Annotated in this window: 16 protein-coding genes; 13 read left to right on the forward strand and 3 right to left on the reverse strand. The window is 36.0% G+C overall.

Going from position 1 to position 16,245, the window contains the following annotated elements; genetic code table 11:
* Positions 1-33: 33 nt before the first annotated feature.
* Entirely contained in the window at positions 34-1,740 is a 1,707-nt protein-coding gene (locus NYR63_RS10010) for a RelA/SpoT family protein (protein WP_279457368.1), read from the reverse strand.
* A 95-nt stretch (positions 1,741-1,835) separates the two neighbouring features.
* Positions 1,836-2,117: a DNA-directed RNA polymerase subunit omega gene (gene rpoZ, locus NYR63_RS10015; protein ID WP_005609261.1), complete on the reverse strand. Its 282-nt coding sequence runs from the start codon at positions 2,115-2,117 to the stop codon at positions 1,836-1,838.
* 207 nt (positions 2,118-2,324) lie between these two features.
* Between rpoZ and cas10 the strand changes: the two genes are divergently transcribed.
* The 11 genes from cas10 to NYR63_RS10070 all read left to right on the forward strand — a co-directional run bounded on the left by cas10 (position 2,325) and on the right by NYR63_RS10070 (position 12,901).
* A complete protein-coding gene (gene cas10 / locus NYR63_RS10020) occupies positions 2,325-4,472 on the forward strand; it encodes a type III-A CRISPR-associated protein Cas10/Csm1 (protein WP_279457369.1) in 2,148 nt (715 codons plus the stop codon).
* A 9-nt stretch (positions 4,473-4,481) separates the two neighbouring features.
* Entirely contained in the window at positions 4,482-4,868 is a 387-nt protein-coding gene (gene csm2, locus NYR63_RS10025; protein WP_279457370.1) for a type III-A CRISPR-associated protein Csm2, read from the forward strand.
* A 17-nt stretch (positions 4,869-4,885) separates the two neighbouring features.
* A complete protein-coding gene (gene csm3, locus NYR63_RS10030) occupies positions 4,886-5,584 on the forward strand; it encodes a type III-A CRISPR-associated RAMP protein Csm3 (protein WP_279457371.1) in 699 nt (232 codons plus the stop codon).
* Between the two features lie 9 nt (positions 5,585-5,593).
* Positions 5,594-6,529 carry a type III-A CRISPR-associated RAMP protein Csm4 gene (gene csm4 / locus NYR63_RS10035; RefSeq protein ID WP_279457372.1) on the forward strand — a complete coding sequence of 312 codons (936 nt, stop codon included), beginning with the start codon at positions 5,594-5,596 and terminating at the stop codon, positions 6,527-6,529.
* The gene (locus NYR63_RS10040) at positions 6,522-8,054 is read left to right on the forward strand and encodes an RAMP superfamily CRISPR-associated protein (protein ID WP_279457373.1); all 1,533 of its coding nucleotides are present in this window, start codon (positions 6,522-6,524) and stop codon (positions 8,052-8,054) included. The genes csm4 and NYR63_RS10040 overlap by 8 nt, the downstream gene beginning before the upstream one ends.
* Positions 8,054-8,983, forward strand: coding sequence for a CRISPR system precrRNA processing endoribonuclease RAMP protein Cas6 (gene cas6, locus NYR63_RS10045; protein WP_279457374.1), 930 nt, complete (start codon positions 8,054-8,056; stop codon positions 8,981-8,983). The genes NYR63_RS10040 and cas6 overlap by 1 nt, the downstream gene beginning before the upstream one ends.
* Before the next feature lie 59 nt (positions 8,984-9,042).
* Positions 9,043-9,333: a CRISPR-associated protein Csx16 gene (gene csx16, locus NYR63_RS10050; protein ID WP_279457375.1), complete on the forward strand. Its 291-nt coding sequence runs from the start codon at positions 9,043-9,045 to the stop codon at positions 9,331-9,333.
* A gap of 9 nt (positions 9,334-9,342) precedes the next feature.
* The gene (locus NYR63_RS10055) at positions 9,343-10,500 is read left to right on the forward strand and encodes a Card1-like endonuclease domain-containing protein (RefSeq protein WP_279457376.1); all 1,158 of its coding nucleotides are present in this window, start codon (positions 9,343-9,345) and stop codon (positions 10,498-10,500) included.
* Positions 10,500-11,693: a CRISPR-associated ring nuclease Csm6 gene (gene csm6, locus NYR63_RS10060; protein WP_279457377.1), complete on the forward strand. Its 1,194-nt coding sequence runs from the start codon at positions 10,500-10,502 to the stop codon at positions 11,691-11,693. Before NYR63_RS10055 ends, csm6 begins: the two co-directional genes overlap by 1 nt.
* Positions 11,694-12,024: 331 nt before the next feature.
* Positions 12,025-12,420: a hypothetical protein gene (locus tag NYR63_RS10065; protein ID WP_279457378.1), complete on the forward strand. Its 396-nt coding sequence runs from the start codon at positions 12,025-12,027 to the stop codon at positions 12,418-12,420.
* A 97-nt stretch (positions 12,421-12,517) separates the two neighbouring features.
* Complete coding sequence (locus NYR63_RS10070; protein ID WP_279457379.1) at positions 12,518-12,901, forward strand: YkvA family protein; 384 nt, start codon at positions 12,518-12,520, stop codon at positions 12,899-12,901.
* 71 nt (positions 12,902-12,972) lie between these two features.
* Here the strand turns inward: NYR63_RS10070 and NYR63_RS10075 are convergent, their stop codons facing one another.
* The gene (locus tag NYR63_RS10075) at positions 12,973-14,526 is read right to left on the reverse strand and encodes a Fic family protein (protein WP_279457380.1); all 1,554 of its coding nucleotides are present in this window, start codon (positions 14,524-14,526) and stop codon (positions 12,973-12,975) included.
* A 599-nt stretch (positions 14,527-15,125) separates the two neighbouring features.
* Here NYR63_RS10075 and NYR63_RS10080 point away from each other — a divergent pair.
* Together NYR63_RS10080 and NYR63_RS10085 are read left to right on the forward strand one after the other, a co-directional pair.
* A complete protein-coding gene (locus tag NYR63_RS10080) occupies positions 15,126-15,521 on the forward strand; it encodes a hypothetical protein (RefSeq protein WP_279457381.1) in 396 nt (131 codons plus the stop codon).
* Between the two features lie 97 nt (positions 15,522-15,618).
* On the forward strand, positions 15,619-16,002 hold the full coding sequence (locus NYR63_RS10085) for a YkvA family protein (RefSeq protein WP_279457379.1): 384 nt from the start codon (positions 15,619-15,621) through the stop codon (positions 16,000-16,002).
* Positions 16,003-16,245: the final 243 nt, after the last annotated feature.

Here is a 16,245-nt window from a genome sequence, read left to right on the forward strand (position 1 = left end):
TTTACAAAAATCTACCGCTTATCTTTAAAATGATTAGGCTTTTGCCACTCGAACAACGCCGTTTACTTTGGTCAGTTTTTGAATCACCACGTAGAGGTGTGCATTATCCGTGACGGAAATACGCATTTTAACCTGATAATTGCCGGTACCGTTCGGGCGACTTTCTACTGTGCCGATATTGCTGTTCATTGAGGCAATCGCATTGGTTAAACTTGCCAATACGCCCGGTTGATCTTTAATTTCCAGTTCGATATCGACATCTAAATGATCCGGTTTTTCCGGCTCTTGTGACGTTTCATCGGCAATGTCAAGGTGTTTAAGTGCCGCACGAATTTTGGATTTGGCTCGGGAACTGACGGCAAAATTTAACCAAGCCGGACTCGGTCGTTTACCTTGCTTGGTAATGATTTCAACGGTTTGACCGGATTGTAACGGTTGTGAAATCGGATACGGATTGCGATCGACAATCGCACCGACGCAACGATCACCGATATCGGAATGTACCGCATAGGCAAAATCGATAGCGGTCGCATTTGCCGGTAATTCGACAATACGTCCTTTCGGGGTGAATACGTAAATATCATCCGAGAAGAAATCGGATTTCACGTTCTCGATAAATTCATTCGAGTTGCCGGCACTTTGTTGCAGTTCGACGATGCTACGCAACCATTGTTGCGCTTTTTGCTGTACGCTGGTTGCGGTTGCTTGATCTTCGGTATAACGCCAATGAGCCGCCACGCCGAGTTCCGCCATTAAGTCCATATCTTCGGTACGAATTTGTACTTCAATCGGCACGCCTTTATGCCCAATCATTGACGTGTGTAAAGATTGATAGCCGTTGGTTTTCGGTACGGCAATATAATCACGGATTTTATACGGGCGCGGTTTATAGAGTGCGTGCATTTGCCCTAATGCACGGTAACAATGATCAACATTTCCCACCACCACTCTAAACGCATAAATATCTAAAATGGAATGGAAATGCTGATCACGCTGACGCATTTTTTCATAGAGTGAGTAGAGGTGCTTTTCTCGACCGTAAACTCGACCTTGAATACCGGCTTCATCTAAACGTGATTGAATTTCGTGGGAAATTGTCGAAATAAGGTCTTGGCGAGTACCGCGCGCCATATCAATCGCCATACGTAACACACGATAACGATGAGGGTGCATTGCTTGGAAGCAAAGATCTTCCAATTCGTTTTTAAGATGTTCAATACCTAAGCGATGGGCTAACGGACTGTAAATTTCAAGCGTTTCTTTCGCAATGCGGCGACGTTTGTCCGGACGTAACGCACCGAGCGTACGCATATTATGAGTGCGGTCGGCCAGCTTGATTAACACCACTCGAATGTCTTTGGTCATCGCCAAAATCATTTTGCGGAAGTTTTCGACTTGCGCTTCTTGGCGGGTACGAAATTTTAATTTATCCAGCTTAGAAACACCTTGCACGATTTCCGCTACACTCGAACCGAATTCGGCGGCAAGCTGCTCTTCCGTATAAGGCGTATCTTCAATCACATCGTGTAACAATGCCGCCATGACCGCCTCATGGTCGAGTTTCATTTCCGCAATAATGGATGCGACTGCTACCGGATGCGTTATGTAAGGCTCCCCGCTGGAGCGAGTTTGCCCCTCGTGCGCATCACGCGCAATCACAAAGGCACGTTTTACCAGCTCGATTTTATCAGCAGGTAAATAGCCTTGAATAATGCTATCTAACGGTTGAAAAAGATACACGGTACACCTCAACATAATTAAAAATGGATAATTGACAATAGATAGTACTACTATTTATTTTCAATTATCCATCTAAATTTTGAATAAAATTGATCTTAAGCGTTAGCTTGTACGTCTGCTAAGAAAGAGATCGCTTCTTGTTCGGCAACTTCTTGTTGGATCGCATCGCTGTTTTCCAGTTGATCCATGATTTGGCCGTTGATTAAACCTTTTTCGATTTCACGTAATGCGATAACGGTCGGTTTATCGTTTTCTTCAGGCACAAGCGGTTCACGAACGTGAAGTTGTAATTGTCTTGCACGGCGTGCCGCGGTCAAAATTAAGTCGAAACGGTTGCCGATTTTATCTGCTGCTTCTTGTACGGTTACACGAGCCATTTTGTTACTCCAGAGTTTTTGCGAATTTCGTTTATAAAAAGACGAGAGATTATACAGAAATTCGTATCTGCTTACAATGCAAGCGGTTTAATTTGCAAAAATTTCAGAAAATATAGGAAAAAATTGAAACACAAAATTGTATAAATAGGAAAAAAATAGGTTTTATTCTATAATCGCTTCAGTTTAGTTAATTACATTGGAGTGATTATGATAAATCCAACCAACCTAGCTTTTTCAGTGTTATATCACTATTTGACGATAATTTTTGAAAAACAAAAATTAACGTATCCTATTTTTCCTATGCAGTTCCAAGCAATTGAACTATCGTTATTGCAACAAGCTGAGGAAATGGTATTAGGCAATAAACCTAAGACAAAAGAATATAACGGAAAATTATTTAGTCTCTTCGAGGGAATTGAACGTGAAACAAATCCAAAGCATTTCTCTTATAGCTTTTCTCAGCTTGCACCGGTAAGTATTTTCCCAAGTAAAGAACAACAGCCTCGAACACTTAAAACACATTTAGAGGAACTTTCTAAACAAATTAACAAGATTCCGGCTTCCCACCAAAGTAATCCTGATTTATGGCTAGATCATTTGGATACCGCCTTACAATGCTTTACCAGCCAAATTGCTTGCCCTTATAGCGATGAAATTTCACTTTACGATTTTAGTAAAGCAGTAGCTGCGTTTGTAGTTGCACTTTCAGATCCGCATTTGGATCAAAAACAGCCTATTTTACTAATTCAAGGCGATTTCTTTGGTATTCAGGATTTTATTTTCTCCGACGGCAGTGAATCGAATAAGCAAGCGGCGAAAATCCTACGTGGGCGGTCGTTCCAAGTATCCTTATTCACAGAATTAGCTGCGTTAAAAATCCTGAAAGCCTGCGGTTTGCCAACGACTTCTCAAATGATGAATGCGGCAGGAAAATTTTTAATTATCGCCCCAAATACGCAAGCTGTGAAAAATGCAATTGAAGTTGTACAAGATGAACTTAACGCATGGTTTATTGAGCAAACTTATGGCTTGATTGGCCTAGGGATTGCGGTGCAGTCTGCGACACAAGAAAACTTCCGCCAAGATAAATACGAAAACTTAGTTAAATCACTTTTTGAAGCGTTGGAAGTGCAAAAATTGCAACGTCTTGATTTAACGAATACGACAGCCAATGTGCAAGAGGTAAGCTATCTAAACGGTGTATGCAAAATGAATAGTTATTTCCCAGCAGAGCAAGGAAGTGACTATTCGTTGGTCAGTGCCGATCAAATTAAAATTGGTGAAATGTTAGCGAAAAAAGATCGCATTATTATTTGTAATAAAGACACAAACTTTTATAAGTCAGACAAAACTGTACCATTAAAACTAGATATTTTTGATTATCGTATTCTATTTACCGAAGAAGATCCTGATACAGGTGAATTTGGTAAATTTGTAAAAGCGAATCAGATTTATCGATTCTGGGATTTCTCTTTGCCGAGAAATACTCAAGACACAATGTGGCAAGGCTATGCTCGTCGTTACATCAATGCCTATGTGCCGTTTGACGACGGGAAAATTGTGACGTTTGATAAAATTGCCGAGCAAAATCACCAAGATGGAAAAGGACAGGTGGCATTGATGACATTAAAAGGTGATGTGGATAATCTCGGGACAATTTTCCAAAAAGGCATTACACCACCAAATATTGCAAAAATGGCAAGCCTTTCTCGCCAAATGAACCAATTTTTCAGCCTATGGCTACCAGCTTATTGTGCGGAAAATAGCCCAAATATGTACACCGTATTTGCTGGTGGTGATGACTTTTTCTTGATTGGATCTTGGTATTCTACTCAAAAAGTCGCTTTTGCAATGCAAAAAAACTTTGCTCGCTATGTAGCGGAAAACCCGAAAATTCACTTTTCGGTAGGAATGGTAATGAGCAAAGTCGGTTTACCTGTGCCTCGCTTGGGGGATTTAGCTGAAGAGGCGTTGGAAAAAGCAAAAGGGATTGATAACGATAAGAATGCCGTGACCATTTTCAACCGCACTGTGAAATGGGCAGAGTGGAATAATCTTTGTCATTTAGAGCAAGAAATTCACCGCTTGGCGGAAGAATATAAAGTTTCAACCTCTTATCTTTATTCGTTAATTCGCTTATGTGAATTAGCTAATGATAATAAAAATATTGAAAGTTCAATATGGCGAAGCCGTTTTTATTACCGTACGGCACGTTACGTGGTTGATAAATTACCAAAAGACAAACGTAATAAAGCCTTAGATGAACTTACGATTTCATTAGGCAAGAACGGCATTGACAAATTTAAAATTAATTTTGCAATTCCATTAACTAATTATTTCTACCAAAATCGATAAGGAAAAATTATGAATATTAAATTTGGAACTGGAAGACCAGATGAGATTTTTTCTGATATTGCACAAGCTGCAGCTCAGAAAATTAAATCTAATGCAAATGCAAATAAAACAACCCAACTTCGTAAATTTTATGATGAATTAGCGATGTGGAATGAGAGAGTACAATTTCTTAAAAAAGCAAATGAAAGGGAAGCTAAATTTAAGGAGTTATTACCTTTTATTAAAATGTTAAAAGCTAAAGTTGCTTATGCAAATGGGCGTAAACACGTTGATAATAATTTCCTTAACATCTTTAATGACTGTATTGATGAAATTAATTCAGTTGATACATTACGTGATGCGAAATTATTTATGGAAGCAGTAATGGGCTTTTGCAAACTTGAAGAAAAAAACTAATTAGATAGGAATCCAAAATGAAATTAACTGACATCGTAGAAATTAAAGCAAAATTAGTATTACAAACCGGTTTACATATTGGTGCGGGCGATAGCGAAATGCATATTGGTGGGATTGATAATTCTGTGATTAAACATCCGATTACACAATCACCTTATATTCCTGGCTCAAGTCTCAAAGGAAAAATCCGTACATTATTAGAGTGGCGTTCCGGCGAGGTCAAAAAAGAACCGCTAAGTTTAAAAGATATGGAAAATGCCAAAGATAAAGAATCTATTAAAAATATCTTACGTTTATTTGGCATCAGCGGAGATACAAAAAATGCTGAGAGTGAAGTGGAGGAAATCGGTGTATCTCGATTAGCCTTTTGGGATTGTGCCTTAAATGCAGATTGGGAGAAAGCAATTCGTGAAGATAATCAACTTTTAACCGAAGCAAAAAGCGAAAACACTATAGACCGTATTACTGCGACGGCAGGTAACCCTCGCCAAACGGAGCGAGTGCCTGCAGGAGCCGAATTTGATTTCAAATTGACAGTGCGTAAATTTGAAGGAGATAGCAAAGATTTACTCGATCTTGTATTAAAAGGCTTGCGTTTGCTTGAGTTGGACAGTCTTGGCGGTTCAGGTTCTCGTGGTTACGGTAAAGTAAAATTTGAAGATTTAACTGTTGGCGGACAAAACGTGAATTTAGCTGAGATTGAGCCATTCAAATAAGGGGGCGAGATGAAACTTTATCGTTTTACACTTACTCCACAAAGTGCATTTGGTACGCCTTTGGTAGGAGATAGTCTATTTGGACAGCTTTGTTGGGCGATTGCAAACCGCTTTGGACAGACTCGTTTAACACAGTTGCTTGAGGGTTATACCGAACAAAAGCCGTTTATGGTGGTGTCTGATGCTTTCCCGAAAGGTTATTTACCATTGCCGACTTTACCTTCTAAGTTTTGGAAAACTAGTGACGAGCATAAAAATGACCGTAAAAAATTAAAAAAGGTTCAATGGGTCAAATTTGAAGATACGCAACAACAAGCGGTGGCATTTTGGCAAGAATTTGCAATTAATGCACAGTTAGAATTCAAAAAAGAAAACCAAGATCAATATCATAATACGATTGATCGTAAAACAGGTACAACAGGAGAGGATATTTTTGCCCCCTATGCTACTAATGTAACTTGGTATGCCCAAAATCAGGTATTTGATCTTTATGTAGTATTAGATGAGCAGCGTTTCAGTATAGATAATGTACTGCAAGTATTGCAAGATGTCGGACAATTTGGCTTTGGACGAGATGCGTCAATTGGACTGGGCAAATTTAGTGTAGCATTAGATCAAGCGATCGAATTTAGCCAAAAAAATGCAAATTGCTATTTAACGTTGGCAAATTGTGCGCCGAAAAATTTAGGGTTGGATAAAACACGTTGCTTCTACCAAATTACTACCCGTTTTGGTCGCCATGGCGGTGTACAAGCATTAAGTGAAAATCCATTTAAAAAGCCGATTATTTTAGCAAAACCAGCTGCAATCTTTACCCCAAATGAGTATCAAGAACGGTTGTTTTTAGGTAATGGCTTAGGCGGGGTTTCTTTTGCTCAACCTAATGCAATTCATCAAGGTTATGCCCCTGTTATACCATTATGTGTGGAGTTCCCAAATGAATAAATTTATGCAAACACACAAGGTTTATTTAACCCCGCTCAGTCCAATTCATATTGGATGTGGGGAAGATTTTGTGCCGACGAATTATGTAATAGATGAAAATACGTTATTTCACTTTGAACCAAGTAATTTGAGTTTAAATGATCAACAACGCACAGAATTATTAAATTTCATTACTAATTTAGACTTACTTGCGATTCAACGCTTTTTTTTAAATCTAAGAGAACAAGCTATCGCTTCCGCATATTATTTTACTGATGTATCAGAAGGATTAGCTAAGAATTATCGAGAAAAAATAGGAAAAGTTGCACAGCGTGAAAATAATAGTAATAAAATAGTCGTAAACCAGTTTGCTATTGAACGTACTGCTTACCAGCCTTTTAAACAGTTACCTTATATTCCGGGATCAAGCTTCAAAGGGGCTTTAGCAACCGCATTATTGGATAAAGCACACCAAGAAAAACACAATCCTAAAGTAGGCATAAGAGATAATGGAAAGCTATTAAAAGCCTATCTTGGTGAATTTGAAAATAGTCAATTAAGAACAGTAAAATTTGGTGATTTTTTACCAATTGTTGATACTGAAAGTAAGATTTTTTATGCATTAAACTTTAAGAAAAAGCCTTCTAAAACAGGTGGAGAAGGTCGAGCAATGGCATTACGCCGAGAGTGTATTTCAGCGGGACAATATCGTGCTTATTGTAGTGAATTAACATTAATGGCAAATCCTGAAAATAAGCAAAATATTACTGATTATTTCAAAGCATTAAGAGATTTCTATCTTCCAATTTTTAAAGAGGAAGTAGAGTTATTAAAATCTCGTCATTTAAGTACTCCAAATTATTTAAAGTCATTAGAAAATTTACTGAATAATCCAAAAGTGGCTTTAATTAGATTAGGAAAAAATGGGGCAGATAGTAAAACCTATCAAGGTAAGGGCATTGCTCAAATTAAAATTATGGGGGCAAAAGGGACACCACCGAATTTTAAAGATAGTCCAACAACTATTTGGCTTGCTGGCTCAAATGATCGCCAACAAACAGATTTATTACCTTTTGGGTGGGCATTATTAGAATATGATCCTCAAGAAGAAAATAGTGAGTTAAAAGCTTGGTGCAATACACAGCCTAAATCCAGTTTTGATCGCTCAGCTATTTTAGTAAAACGTGAAGAGCAAAAAGTCAAACAAGCGAAATTAAAAGCAGAAGCAGAAGCAAAATTGCAAGCTGAAAAAGAAGCAGAATTAGCTAAAATTGCGATGTTAAATTCTCTCAATGAAAATCAAAAAATAATTATCGATTTTGTTGAGAAGGTTGAAAACACGAGAGAAAGACAAGCAGATAATACGGGATCTCCTTTATTAAAAGAAGCCCAAAAGTTATTTGAACAAGCTCTTTCTTGGCAGATTCAAGATAGGCAATTCGTGTGTGAAAAAATTACCGTTGATCTTTTAAGGTCAAAAATTGATTTTAAAAAGAAAGATACTGAAAAAACGATTAAAAAGTGGATCAATAAACTGGTTTCATAATGACTTTAATTCAATTTCCCATCGTTCGTTATCAATTTTATTTTAAGGTAACCGAACCTATTTTATTACCTGAATACGCAGGCTCAACTTTACGTGGTGCTTTTGGGAGAGCACTACGTAAAATTGCTTGTATGACTAAGCAATCTGATTGTAAGGGTTGCCCGCTTTATCGCAGTTGTCCTTATACCAATATTTTTGAAACACCGGCACCAGAATCTCACGAGCTACAAAAATTCAGCCAAGTACCGAATGGTTATATTATTGAGCCACCTAAGTGGGGTGAACATTTATATCATACTGGAGAAATATTAACATTTTCACTTGTGTTATTTGGCAGATTGATCGAACAACTTCCTCTGATTGCTTTCGCCTTTAAACGTGCTTTTGAATATGGTATCGGTAAGGAAAAAGGAAAAGCGAGTTTAATTGGTATTGAAAAATGCAATCAAAATCAGACCGCCTGTGAAACGATTTTGGTTAACGATAATATTATTGAATATGATAAAAAAATTTTTATCCCGATAGCATTTCCTGAAACATTATCTATTCAAATCGAAACACCACTACGCTTACAAGAAAACGGAAAACCATTGAGAGAAGATCAAATCAATGCCGAACGATTTTTTATTTCATTGGCAAAACGTATTTCGTTATTAAGCGAATTTCATTTCCAGCTATTAAATTTAAATTTCGAGCAAATTAAATATGATATTTCGCAAGTAAAAGAAAATAAAAATCTCCGTTGGCAAGATTGGACAAGGTATTCATCTCGCCAAGATCAGCGAATGAAATTAGGTGGCGTAATAGGCAGTTGGCAGTTTAATAGCTTATCTACTGAATTGGCACAACTTTTATATATTGGACAGTGGTTACATTGTGGTAAAAATGCCACTTTTGGGTTGGGTAAATATCAGATTACAAATTTGTAATTTTCACTACTTATTTTACCGCTTGCTATACTTATTTCTTTTCATTCGGAGGACTAAAAATGGCGGTATGGTTTATTTCAAGACATCAAGGAGCAATTGATTGGATTAAGCAACAAGCAATCCATATTGATCACTTTGAACAACATCTTAATGTTGCAGAGATCCAAGCTGATGACGTTGTTATCGGCACTTTACCGATCCATTTAGCGGCTGAAATTTGCCAAAAAGGGGCAAAATTTTATTTTTTATCGGTTAATGTTATTCGTGAACAACGGGGTACAGAATTAACCTGCGAGCAACTAGTAAAACAGGGTTGTTCAATTGAACCATTTTATATTCAAAAATTATAAGGGCTATTTATGCAAAAATATGATATTCACGTTTGTTTAATTTCCGGGCAAGCAGCAGCAAACTTATTACCTATTTTAGATACTGATTTTAAACCTAAACAGGCTATTTTTATTATTTCTGAGGATATGATTGATGAAGCTAATGCTCTAAATTTTGTTTTTGAGGCACAAGGGATCTCAGTAATAAATAGATATATAAAAAATGTTTCTAACTTTAAGTATTTAGAGGAAGAATTTTCTCATATTTGTAAAGAATATAAAGATGAAAATATTGCTCTTAATGCTACCGGTGGTACTAAATCTATGGTCATCGCAGCTAATAATATATTCAGAAAATATCATAAAGCTGTATTTTACCTTGAGGCTAAATCTAATCGGATATCTTTTCTTTATCAATTAAAAGATGGAACATATCTTCCTGATATTAGTTTAAATTCTAAAATTACATTACAAACATATTTGACAGCTTATGGTATTAAATCAAATCCAACATTTACTAAAATAAATCGAGCTCGTTTGAATGCTATGGTTTCAGCATTTATTAATGGGTATAACTCATTTAGTTCTTATGTTTATAAATTGAATTGGTATGGCAATCGAGTGAAAAACTTTAAATCTGAGCTAGAAAAAGAAGATTTGCAGGATGCAAATTTTATTAAATTGCTAAATCAATTATCGGTGGCAGATAAAAATAATGGGGTTATTAAATTTAATGGTAAAACTATTGATTATAAAAGCCACTCAGAAAAATTTTTCACAAATGGAGGCTGGTTTGAGGAATTTGCATACAGCAAACTAAAAGAAAATAATGATGTAAAGGATATGCAATGTGGTTTGAATGTAAGTAATGATATCTACGGTAATGAATATCAAAATGATGATTTTAATAAAAATGAATTAGATGTTGTATTTATTGCAAAAGATAAACTTCATATCATTGAATGTAAATCAGGGCAGATTTCATCTGATACAGGAGCAAAAATTATTTATAAATTAGAAGCATTAAAAAAATATGGTGGCTCAATGACAAAAACTTGTTTGCTTAGCTATGAGAAAGTTCCTCATGTCGTGAAACAACGAGCGAAGGCCGCTGGTGTTCATATTATTTCAGGCTTTGAAGTAAAAGATTTTGATAAACAGATTGCTAAATGGATAGGGGCTAGATAGTGAAAACCTACAATAAACGCATTTTACTCTCAGTAACAGGAATGTCGCCAGCGGTAGTCACAGAAACACTCTATGCTTTGGTTACGGAAAAAAACTTTATCCCAACTGAAATTCAAGTGATCACTACTATTCAAGGTAAAAATAAATTACTTTCAGCTTTGCTTGGTATTGAAGGTGGACGTAAAGAACGCAAAGGGGCATTGCAAGAGTTTATTGATGACTATGGCTCACACTACGGCTTTACTCAAATTCATTTTGATGAAAGCTGTATTCATATCATTGAAGATACAAGCGGTGAAAAATTGCCCGATATTCGCACACCACAGGAAAATGAATTTGCTGCAGACAATATTGTAAAATTAGTAGGGACATTATGCCAAGATGAAGAAAGTCAGTTGCATGTTTCCATTGCGGGTGGACGGAAAACCATGGGCTTTTTTATGGGTTATGCCTTATCACTTTACGGACGAGAACAAGATAGCCTTTCACATGTTTTAGTTGATGAGCAATTTGAAACCTTGCCGAATTTCTATTACCGTAAGCCACAGCAACATCTTATTATTAATCGTGACGGTAAAGAACTCGATGCTTCCCAAGCCAACATTATGTTGGCAGAAATTCCATGGGTAAGATTGGGGTTAGGTGTGCCTGAAGATCTGAAAGATAATAAGGTGAGTTATAGCCAATCAGTAAAAAATGCTCAGGAATTATTAAAAGAGCCGAAATTGACTTTCTTATATGAGATTGAACTGAGACAGGTTCAATTTGGAACATCAGAAGTGCAATTGTCTCCTAGGGGATATGCTTTTCTTTTAAGTTTAGTTATTTCTCGTATCAAAGGAAAAAAATTTGATATTAATGATCCAAAAGTATTATCTGAACTCACAGAAATCTATGCTAAGATTTATACATATTTAGCATCAAGTTCTATTGAGATATTACCAGATACTAAAATTATCAAAACCGCTGAAGATTTAATTAGTGAATTTAATAGTGCTTATTCAAGATTTAGCGATATGATTCGAGATTCCCGTACAAGCATTAGCAATGATGTTAAAAAAGCGTTTTCTATAGGAAAAGGGGGAAAATCTCGTTATATTCCTTATTCTAAAAACTATTGCTATCATCTTGACGTTGAAGACGTAGATATTTCAGAAATCGAACCTGAATTAAAACGTTTAAATCTCCTCTAATCAAACCGCCTTCGGGCGGTTTTCTTTTTCATACAAATTTGCATTTCCCGCTATCCTTTTTCCATTTCTCTATAATGCACCACATCAAGCAAACAGTGTGAAGTAACAAATAAAGTGCAAATTTGCTATTTGGCCACTCACAGATGAAATTTTATAAAATGGCTTCAACACAGTAACATAAGTAGAAGATTATGTTAGAGAGTTGATTTGTATTTATAGCAACCGAATTTATCAAGTATATGCGATTTTAAAGCAAGCTGTTATCTGACAATAAAAGAAATGTTGGCGAACTTAAACGCATGATTAAATTAACAAAAGAAAAGGAAAAAATATGAAAAAATTAAATAAAGCAGCAATGAATAACCGTGCAAACCAAATGAACCCAAATAGTAAACAGTATAAACAGGCAAGAGACCATCACGCAAACCAACTTAATCCAAATAATATAGCTTATAAAAAGGCAAAAGATAATCGTTCTAACCAATTAAATCCAAATAATGCAGCGTACAAAAAATCAAGAGGTGATCAAATGAAACAAACAAATCGAAATAATAAAACGCATCAAGAGGGTAGAAGCACAGTGAATCATAACCAACGTAATCCGCATTTCCGTCATCAGCCATCAAGAACACAACAGACCTCAGGTTTTTGGGAGGGATTAACGGTCGGCGTTGTTGTAGGTGTAACTGGTTATATGGTTGCTGATGAATTGGGCTTCTTGGATTAAAGTTTAAATGAACATATGGGGATGTCGTCGCTTACGCTTCCCCTAACTTAAAATGAGAAAAAGATAAATTTAATTACATATAGAGAAGGAAAATAACATGTCAAAATTAGTAAATAAACAAAATGCAAATCATCAATATCAATTAAAACGTCATATGCCAAAACAAGATTATTCAAACGCTGATTTATGGTCCAAAATTTGTAATTATGCTATGGAGGCAGGGCGAGAAGTGATAGAAAAAGTATTAATCCTCTATTATGTAGTTAATGATAAAAATACGCCATTGAAAGCTAAAACAATTATTTGGTCTGCTCTCGGATACTTTATTTTACCGATAGATGTGATTCCGGACACCATTCCTGTTGTGGGTTTTAGTGATGACCTTACAGCACTTACAGCGGCATTAACTTCGGTTGCAATTTATACTCATCAGGTGCATATACGACAGGCAAAAATAAAGATGAAAGAATGGTTTAATTAAGGAATAACGGCTGCCAGTCCGTTAACTGGCATTAATAGAGCTTAGAAATGAAACTTTCTAAGCCTTTATTTTTATGTTTGGAAAATGCTGGCAATCTGTTTCACGAGCTTGTCCTCGACAGTTTTATCTGCCAAGAATGGAAATTCTTTAACGAGTTTATTACCCACCACACCATTATTTTGCAAAATACTGCGAATAATACGATCAATATAATGATTTGGCATATCGACAATATTTTTGACCGCTTCTCTTGCTTGTTCGTGTTGTTGCAGATATTTCGATTCTTCTCTCATATCGCTTTCAATCACTTTTTGGATTAAACCTGCTAAATAAATAACGTGTTTAGTTAAGTCCGGATAACGCCATAAGGGTTCAGCGAGTTGATTCTCATTAAAACATAAATTGGATTTAATTCCATCCGCATAGGTATAGTGTTCTTTTGAAAATGAATATAAACCATATAAATTTTCCATTAACGGTTTAGAGATTTCATCAAGCATATTCGCATAATGCAAACGCTCGGCGGCAGATTCTGCGATAACACCGGAAATCGGCAAAATAACGTTATCCGGTAAAACACCATCTCGTTTTAATGTGTCATTGAATAAAAAGCGGTGTACACGCCCATTACCATCCGCCAAAGGGTGTAAATACACAAAGCCGAATGAAACAACAGCACTTCGCATAATGGCAGATTGTCCAATGGTTTTTTGCCAAAACTGTAAGATACCTCGCAGTTTTTGAGGTAAATATTCATAAGGCGGAGCAATATAATGCACGATTTCCTTAAATCGATAAGTTTGTCCAACAAAAACGGGCGATTGACGGATGCCATAATGATTAATTACTGTTTGATTCCCTAAGATTTCCTGCTGTAAACGAGCGAGAGCTTCCTGCGTTAACGGTAAATCTCCTTTTCCCGTATTACGGGCAATAACATCCGCAAAACGAGCTATTCTATCAGTTTGATTACCTTCCCCTTCAATAGTAAAGCTTGCTTTACTTTCTCGTAATGTAAGCCATACCGAAGATCTCATCAGTAAGTCCTCGCCAAACTCGGCAATTAACTCATTAAGCAATACGGAGATATTAAGTTCGACACTCTGTAAAAAAGCATCATTTTTCAATAGGATAGGGCAGAAATCAGCCGTTCCGGCTAAATTATTATTTACTCGCCAACGACTGTTTTTTTCAACTTGATTGGGACTTGCAGTCACGACCCATTGATCATTGAGAACATCGACATAATTTCCGCCAATATTTTCAGGCACTTGTAACTTTTCTTCCGTCAGCCATTCATAAAGAAATGCCGCTCGGCGAGCATATTGACCGGTAGGTTCATCATTTATCCATTGCTGAATTTCTTTACAACCTACTTTCTTAAAGAAACGGGCTAAAAATTCTAAATTGATGATTTCGTGTTTAAGATGAAATTGTAAATGAGAGATTAAAGTCGCCTCTGGGCGAGCTTTTTCTTGATACAGTTCGATCCGAAAGCCGGTTTCGCTGATTTTTTCGGTCACTCGGCGGGAAGCAATACCACTTTTTACGATTAAAGGTAAAAACAGCGGTATGTCATATTCTTGAATTAACCATAATGCACCAATCGGGTCTTGCATTTCCATTTCGACTTCTCTTTTTAATTTTGAATGTCGTATTTTTGCAAAAAAGAATTTCAGCCGCAACTTTTTGATTATTTTTATGTGTTTTTAGAAATTTTTAATTATATCTCTTACAAATTTGCATTTCCCTCCACTCTTTTCCCATTTCTCTATAATACCTCACATCAATCAAGCAGTGTGATGTAACAAATAAATTGCAAACAGCTAAATGTACAAATTTTTAATTCACATTAATGCGTAAAAAATTTTATAAACTAATTTCAACAAACAATAAGGAGATAGCAATGCTAGAAGATTTATTTTTAGCGGCATTAGCGGAAGCCCTTGAAAATATTTTTGAGGAATAGCGGAAGCAGGTGTGGTTGATACCTCCAAATTAACCAAGGAACAAATTTGCAAAATGCTAAAAGCGGTAGGAAAGAGCGTAATATTCTCAACCATATTAACAACGAGGACAAAAAGATGATTAAAGCAGAAAATTTTTACGACAATCTTGTTTTTTTACCGCCGATGCGATTCTAAAGTAAGTTGCTATCTGACAATAAAAGAGATGTTGGCGAACCTAAACGCATGATTAAATTAACAAAAGAAAAGGAAAAAATATGAAAAAATTAAATAAAGCAGCAATGAATAACCGTGCAAACCAAATGAATCCAAATAGTAAACAGTATAAACAGGCAAGAGACCATCACGCAAACCAACTTAATCCAAATAATATAGCTTATAAAAAGGCAAAAGATAATCGTTCTAACCAATTAAATCCAAATAATGCAGCGTACAAAAAATCAAGAGGTGATCAAATGAAACAAACAAATCGAAATAATAAAACGCATCAAGAGGGTAGAAGCACAGTGAATCATAACCAACGTAATCCGCATTTCCGTCATCAGCCATCAAGAACACAACAGACCTCAGGTTTTTGGAAGGGATTAACGGTCGGCGTTGTTGTAGGTGTAACTGGTTATATGATTGCTGATGAATTGGGCTTCTTGGATTAAAGTTTAAATGAACATATGGGGATGTCGTCGCTTACGCTTCCCCTAACTTAAAATGAGAAAAAGATAAATTTAATTACATATAGAGAAGGAAAATAACATGTCAAAATTAGTAAATAAACAAAATGCAAATCATCAATATCAATTAAAACGTCATATGCCAAAACAAGATTATTCAAACGCTGATTTATGGTCCAAAATTTGTAATTATGCTATGGAGGCAGGGCGAGAAGTGATAGAAAAAGTATTAATCCTCTATTATGTAGTTAATGATAAAAATACGCCATTGAAAGCTAAAACAATTATTTGGTCTGCTCTCGGATACTTTATTTTACCGATAGATGTGATTCCGGACACCATTCCTGTTGTGGGTTTTAGTGATGACCTTACAGCACTTACAGCGGCATTAACTTCGGTTGCAATTTATACTCATCAGGTGCATATACGACAGGCAAAAATAAAGATGAAAGAATGGTTTAATTAAGGAATAACGGCTGCCAGTCCGTTAACTGGCATTAATAGAGCTTAGAAATGAAACTTTCTAAGCTCTTTTGTTATGGTTGAAAAATATTGGGGATTTTGTAAGTGATGTAATTTAACAAGTAAATTAAAGGCTTAGGTAAACAACTCTTTCTTTATAAAAAGATTAGCCCATAGGATTTGATACTAATTATAAATTATAGTATATTTACACTATATCTACGATAGTAGTCTAATGAATCTTTAA

It is taken from the genome of Actinobacillus genomosp. 1, assembly GCF_029774175.1.
In the GTDB taxonomy this organism is placed as follows: domain Bacteria; phylum Pseudomonadota; class Gammaproteobacteria; order Enterobacterales; family Pasteurellaceae; genus Actinobacillus.

Excerpts from the sequence above, each read along its gene's own strand:
- NYR63_RS10085 (WP_279457379.1), top strand. The coding sequence starts at position 15,619 with ATGTCAAAATTAGTAAATAAACAAAATGCAAATCATCAATATCAATTA.
- NYR63_RS10075 (WP_279457380.1), bottom strand. The coding sequence starts at position 14,526 with ATGGAAATGCAAGACCCGATTGGTGCATTATGGTTAATTCAAGAATAT.
- NYR63_RS10070 (WP_279457379.1), top strand. The coding sequence starts at position 12,518 with ATGTCAAAATTAGTAAATAAACAAAATGCAAATCATCAATATCAATTA.
- NYR63_RS10055 (WP_279457376.1), top strand. The coding sequence starts at position 9,343 with ATGCAAAAATATGATATTCACGTTTGTTTAATTTCCGGGCAAGCAGCA.
- NYR63_RS10080 (WP_279457381.1), top strand. The coding sequence starts at position 15,126 with ATGAAAAAATTAAATAAAGCAGCAATGAATAACCGTGCAAACCAAATG.
- rpoZ (WP_005609261.1), bottom strand. The coding sequence starts at position 2,117 with ATGGCTCGTGTAACCGTACAAGAAGCAGCAGATAAAATCGGCAACCGT.
- cas6 (WP_279457374.1), top strand. The coding sequence starts at position 8,054 with ATGACTTTAATTCAATTTCCCATCGTTCGTTATCAATTTTATTTTAAG.
- csm2 (WP_279457370.1), top strand. The coding sequence starts at position 4,482 with ATGAATATTAAATTTGGAACTGGAAGACCAGATGAGATTTTTTCTGAT.
- NYR63_RS10065 (WP_279457378.1), top strand. The coding sequence starts at position 12,025 with ATGAAAAAATTAAATAAAGCAGCAATGAATAACCGTGCAAACCAAATG.
- csx16 (WP_279457375.1), top strand. The coding sequence starts at position 9,043 with ATGGCGGTATGGTTTATTTCAAGACATCAAGGAGCAATTGATTGGATT.
- csm4 (WP_279457372.1), top strand. The coding sequence starts at position 5,594 with ATGAAACTTTATCGTTTTACACTTACTCCACAAAGTGCATTTGGTACG.
- cas10 (WP_279457369.1), top strand. The coding sequence starts at position 2,325 with ATGATAAATCCAACCAACCTAGCTTTTTCAGTGTTATATCACTATTTG.
- NYR63_RS10040 (WP_279457373.1), top strand. The coding sequence starts at position 6,522 with ATGAATAAATTTATGCAAACACACAAGGTTTATTTAACCCCGCTCAGT.
- csm3 (WP_279457371.1), top strand. The coding sequence starts at position 4,886 with ATGAAATTAACTGACATCGTAGAAATTAAAGCAAAATTAGTATTACAA.